Source organism: Glycomyces tarimensis (assembly GCF_054776215.1).
Window position 1 is genome coordinate 1 of sequence record NZ_BAAHCB010000017.1, and the last position, 4724, is coordinate 4724.

3 protein-coding genes and 1 pseudogene are annotated in these 4724 nt (G+C 69.5%); 1 reads left to right on the forward strand and 3 read right to left on the reverse strand.

Annotation, left to right across the window (positions count from 1 at the left end):
- From ACYVK3_RS13150 to ACYVK3_RS13160, 3 genes and pseudogenes are all read right to left on the reverse strand, one after another.
- Positions 1-312 (reverse strand): annotated as a pseudogene (locus ACYVK3_RS13150) (xylose isomerase); the annotation flags it as partial.
- 20 nt (positions 313-332) lie between these two features.
- A complete protein-coding gene (xylB, locus tag ACYVK3_RS13155) occupies positions 333-1733 on the reverse strand; it encodes a xylulokinase (RefSeq protein WP_460497782.1) in 1401 nt (466 codons plus the stop codon).
- The gene (locus ACYVK3_RS13160; protein WP_460497783.1) at positions 1730-4027 is read right to left on the reverse strand and encodes a TIM-barrel domain-containing protein; all 2298 of its coding nucleotides are present in this window, start codon (positions 4025-4027) and stop codon (positions 1730-1732) included. The genes xylB and ACYVK3_RS13160 overlap by 4 nt, the downstream gene beginning before the upstream one ends.
- Positions 4028-4237: 210 nt before the next feature.
- Here ACYVK3_RS13160 and ACYVK3_RS13165 point away from each other — a divergent pair, with 210 nt between their 5' ends.
- Positions 4238-4708 carry a Dps family protein gene (locus ACYVK3_RS13165; protein ID WP_460497784.1) on the forward strand — a complete coding sequence of 157 codons (471 nt, stop codon included), beginning with the start codon at positions 4238-4240 and terminating at the stop codon, positions 4706-4708.
- The last annotated feature ends 16 nt before the right edge of the window (positions 4709-4724 follow it).

A 4724-nucleotide genomic window follows, 5' to 3' on the forward strand; every position in this document is an offset into this window, starting at 1 on the left:
GCCGTCCTTGAAGATCGGGTGGCCGAACAGGTTCGTCGTCGCCGTCGTGACCTTCAGGCCCGTCTCGTCGAGGGCCTTGCGGAAGGCGCTGATCTTCTCCTCGCGCTCCGATTCGCTCGCGTCGAAGTCGAACACGTCGTTGTCGTGGAAGTTCACGCCGTACGCGCCGATCTCGGCGAGCTTGCGCACGGCCCGGTCGGCCGCCATCGGCGCCCGCGTCGCGGGCCCGAACACGTCTTGGGCCGCCCAGCCGACCGTCCAGATCCCGAACGAGAACTTGTCCTCGGGCGCCGGTTTGAGCTCGTCACTCATGATGCTTTGTCCTTTGCTGCTCACTGATGGGACGCCCATGAGGCGGTCTCGCCCCTGAGCGTCGAATACTGCTCGGACACAGCAGTCGCGGCCGTACCGGTACCGCTGTAGTGCGCCGTGTCCCCTACATTCCACTGTGGCGGGGCGGCCTGGCCCGACAGCGCCCAGGCGGCCTGCTTGGCCGCGCCGAGGGCCACGTACTCGGCCGACGGGGGGACTTCCACGTCCATGCCGAAGACCGTCGGCGCGATCTCGCGGACGGCCTTGGAGGCCGAGGCGCCGCCGATGAGCAGGACGCGCCGGGCGTCGAGTCCCTGCGCCTCGACGGCGGCGATGCCGTCGGCGAGGGCCGAGAGCATGCCTTCGACGGCGGCGCGGGCCATGTCGGCGCGCGTGACGCGGGTCGTCAGTCCGCTGAGGACCCCGCTGGCGTTGGGGCGGTTGGGCGTGCGCTCGCCGTCGAGGTACGGCAGGAGCGTGAGTCCGCCCGCGCCGGGCTCGGCCGACAGCGCGAGCGCGTCGAACTCGTCGTGGTCGACGCCGAGCAGACCGCGGACGGTGTCGAGCACGCGGGCGGCGTTGAGCGTGGTGACCAGCGGCAGGAACTTGCCGGTGGCGTCCGCGAAGCCGGCGACCTGGCCCGAGGGGTCGGCCGCGCGCGCCTCGGAGACGCCGAAGACCGTGCCGGAGGTGCCGAGGGAGACCGCGACGTCGCCGGTGCCGAGGCCGAGGCCCAGCGCGGCTCCGGCGTTGTCGCCGGTACCCGGCGCGAGGGCCGTGCCGCCCGGGGTGCGGCCGACGATCTCGTTCGGGGCGGCCACACGCGGCAGCGCCGCGTTGTGGCCGAGCGCCCCGGTGAGCTTGTTCGTCAGGTACTCCCCCGTCACCGGCGACCAGTAGCCCGTGCCGGAGGCGTCGGATCGGTCCGTGGTGGCCTCGGCCGCGGTCGCGCCGCGCAGCTTCATGGTCAGCCAGTCGTGCGGGAGCATGACGGACTTGACGCGCGCGGCGTTCTCGGGCTCGTGTTCGGCGAGCCAGGCGAGCTTGGTGACGGTGAACGAGGCCACCGGCACCAGTCCGGTCTCCTCGGCCCACGTCTCGGATCCGCCGCCTTCGGCGGTGAGGCGTTCGGCCTGCGGCGCCGACCGGGTGTCGTTCCACAGCAGGGCGGGCCGGATGATGTCGTCGTGTTCGTCGAGGACGACCATCCCGTGCTGCTGGCCCGAGACCGATACGGCCTCGGCGCGGTCCAAAAGGCCCTTGCCGGCCTCCTGGAGGGCGTCCCACCAGTGGTCGGGATGGCATTCGGTGCCGTCGGGATGGGGGGCCTTGGCGGAGTCGACGATTTCGCCGGTCTCGGCCTCTACGAGCAGGACTTTCGTTGACTGCGTTGAGGAGTCAACTCCCGCGACTAGGGTCATGAACGCTCCAGGTCGACCTTTTCGGGCTTGCCTTCGACATCGATGACGACCACCTTACTGATGTCGGCGGGCCCGGTCACGACGAGGGTGGCGATACTTTCGGAAACTTCCACCGAAACTTCCGTGTCGCCGTCGACGTCGGAGAGCACGGTGCCGCCGGTCGGCGTGCCCCACACCTCGAGCGTGATCGCCTCGAACGGTCCGTCGCCGATGCGGTCGGAGGGAGCGACGCGCGGGATGATCGCGCCGTAGCGCACGAAGACGGGGAAGGTCTCGAGGCCGTGCCGGGTGTCGATGTAGCGGCCGCCGGTGACGACCTCCTTGGTCCAGAAGTCGATCCACTGGCCCTTGGGCAGGTAGACCTTGCGCTCGCCGGACGGGTCGTTGACCGGGGCGACGAGGAGGTCGGTGCCGAGGCGGTACTCCTGGTCGGCGTTCCAGGCGACCGGGTCGCTCGGGTCGTCGACGCTGAGGGCGCGCAGCATCGGCTCGCCGGTGCGCGAGGAGCGCACCGCTGCAGAGTAGAGGTACGGCATGAGCGAGTACCGCAGCTTGAGCGAGTCGGCCGCGAGCCGCTCAGCCTCGGGCGAGAACTCCCACAGCTCGCGGGTGGTGGTGCCGTGGTAGCGCAGCAGCGGCGAGAGCGCGCCGAACTGGGCCCAGCGGATGTACAGCTCGTCGGTGGGCGTGCCGTTGAAGCCGCCGGTGTCGTGCGACCAGAACGGCATGCCGGACAGGCCGTGGGACAGGCCGCCGCGGATGGTGCCGCCGAGCCCGGCCCAGGAGGTCTGGACGTCGCCGGACCACTGCGCGGGGTGGCGCTGGCCGCCGAGGAAGGACGAGCGGGCCCACACGAAGTCGTAGCCGTGGATCTCGCGGGTGACCTCGCAGACGGCGTCGTTGTACAGCAGCGTGTAGACGTTGTGCAGCTCGGTGCCGCTCATGCCGTTGCAGGCGACGGCGTCGGCCGGGACGCCCTCGGCGAAGTCGGTCTTGTACAGCGCCGCGCCGGCCCGGAGCGGCCCGCGCAGGAGTTCCTTCCACCATTCGACGGCGTCGGGGTTGGTGAAGTCCACGATGCCGCTGGCCTCGTGCGAGCCGTGCCAGACGTCGGCGACGTAGGTCTCGCCGCCCGAGTTCCGCAGGAAGTAGCCCTTCTCGTCGCCCTCGGCGAAGAGCGGTGACTTGTGGGAGATGTAGGAGTTCATCCACAGGCAGACCTTGAAGCCCTGCTCGGCCAGGTCGGCGAGCATCTTCTCGGGCTCGGGGAACTGGGCCGGGTCCCACTGCATGTCGGACCAGTGCGGCTCGTGCTGCCAGAACGTGTCGAGATGGAGCACGTCGCAGGGGATGCCGCGCTCGCGGATCTTCTTGGCGCGGTCCATGACCCGCTCGTGGCTGTCGACGAAGAAGCCCGAGGAGATCCAGGTGCCGAAGGCCCACTTGGGCGGCAGCACCGGGCGGGAGGTGAGGCCGTCGAAGCGGTCGAGGATCTCGACCGGGGTGGGGCCTGCGATGACGAAGTACTCGAGGACGTCGTCGGGGACGAGGATCTCGACGGCGGCGTGGGTCTGCTGGGCCATGTCGAACTCGACCGGCGAGCCGGAGTTGACGACGATGCCGTAGCCGCGGTCGGACATGTAGACCGGGACGTTCTTGTAGGCGCGGATGGACTCGGAGCCGAACGCGTCGAAGTTCCACATCAGGGGACGCTGGCCGCGGGCGTTCAGCGGCGCGAAGCGCTCGCCGAAGCCGGCGAAGGCCTCGTCGGGGGCGCAGGTGAACGACTCGTGGTAGGCCGCGGGCTCGCCGCCGACCAGGGAGCGGCCGAACGGGAGGGTGCGCAGGCGCCCGGAGATGTCGACCTCGCCGGGGTTCTGACCGACGAGGGTCTTGCCGGCGGCGTCGGTGTAGCGCAGGGACCACTCGCCGAGGGTGGCGACGGCGCGCACGGAGCCGGCGTCGACCACGAGCGCGTCGCCGTCGACGGTGACCTTCGCGCCCTCGTAGGAGCCGGGGTGGACCATCTCGATGATCTTGGAGGCGGCCGGCCGCGCGGCGGGGTCGGCGGACAGCCGGGTGCGGATGACGCCCTCGCCGGCGACGCTGAGGCCGACGTAGAGTTCCTCACCGGCGGAGGTGGAGGCCCTCAAGGTGACCGACGAGGGCCCCGAGTCGACGACCTGGGCGGCCTTGACGGCAGAGAGCCCCTGCTCACCGGGGGCGCGCTGCGGCAGTTCCGGGGGGTCGGCGACGAAGAACTCGCGTGCGACCAGCGGTGGGCGGTAAGGCATTCGTGACTCCTGCGGTTCGGGTGATCCTGCTAGCTGTGCGCCTCGCGCCGCCCTGAGCCGAGGGTCAGGTGCGCGATCATCTTTAGTTTATCGAGTAATCCAACAAACTGCATCAGGGGGCTTTGCATTACTTGGCTCCCCCACGGGTATCACCCTATTACGCTGAACTGAGACACTGGAAGAAACGAGAGTTCCTTGCGAGGTGCCGATATGACGACCGTTCGCTCCAGCCTTTCCGATGAAAATCGGGATATCACCGCTTCCGCGCTGCAGGGCGCGTTGGTGGACCTCATCGACCTGTCACTGATCGGGAAGCAGGCCCACTGGAACGTCTACGGCAAGAACTTCAGATCGCTGCACCTTCAGCTCGACGAGACCGTCACGACGGCGCGCAACAGCGCTGACGCCGTGGCCGAGCGGGCCATCGCCATCGGCGCGAGCGCCGACGGCCGGGCCTCGACCGTCTCCTCGGAGTCCTCGGTCCCGAAGATCGATCCGGGGCAGATCGCCGACACCGACGTGATCGCGCTGTTCATCGACGCCTACACCTCGATCATCAGCAAGATGCGCGAGCGCATCGACGCCACGGAGTCGGCCGACCCGGTCACCCAGGACCTGCTCATCGGCATCACGGCCGAGCTCGAGAAGCAGTCCTGGATGTTCCAGGCCGAACTGAGCTAGCACGAACGGAGCCGGG

Coding starts and splice junctions, on each gene's coding strand:
- ACYVK3_RS13160 (WP_460497783.1), bottom strand. CDS start 4,027: ATGCCTTACCGCCCACCGCTGGTCGCACGCGAGTTCTTCGTCGCCGAC.
- xylB (WP_460497782.1), bottom strand. CDS start 1,733: ATGACCCTAGTCGCGGGAGTTGACTCCTCAACGCAGTCAACGAAAGTC.
- ACYVK3_RS13165 (WP_460497784.1), top strand. CDS start 4,238: ATGACGACCGTTCGCTCCAGCCTTTCCGATGAAAATCGGGATATCACC.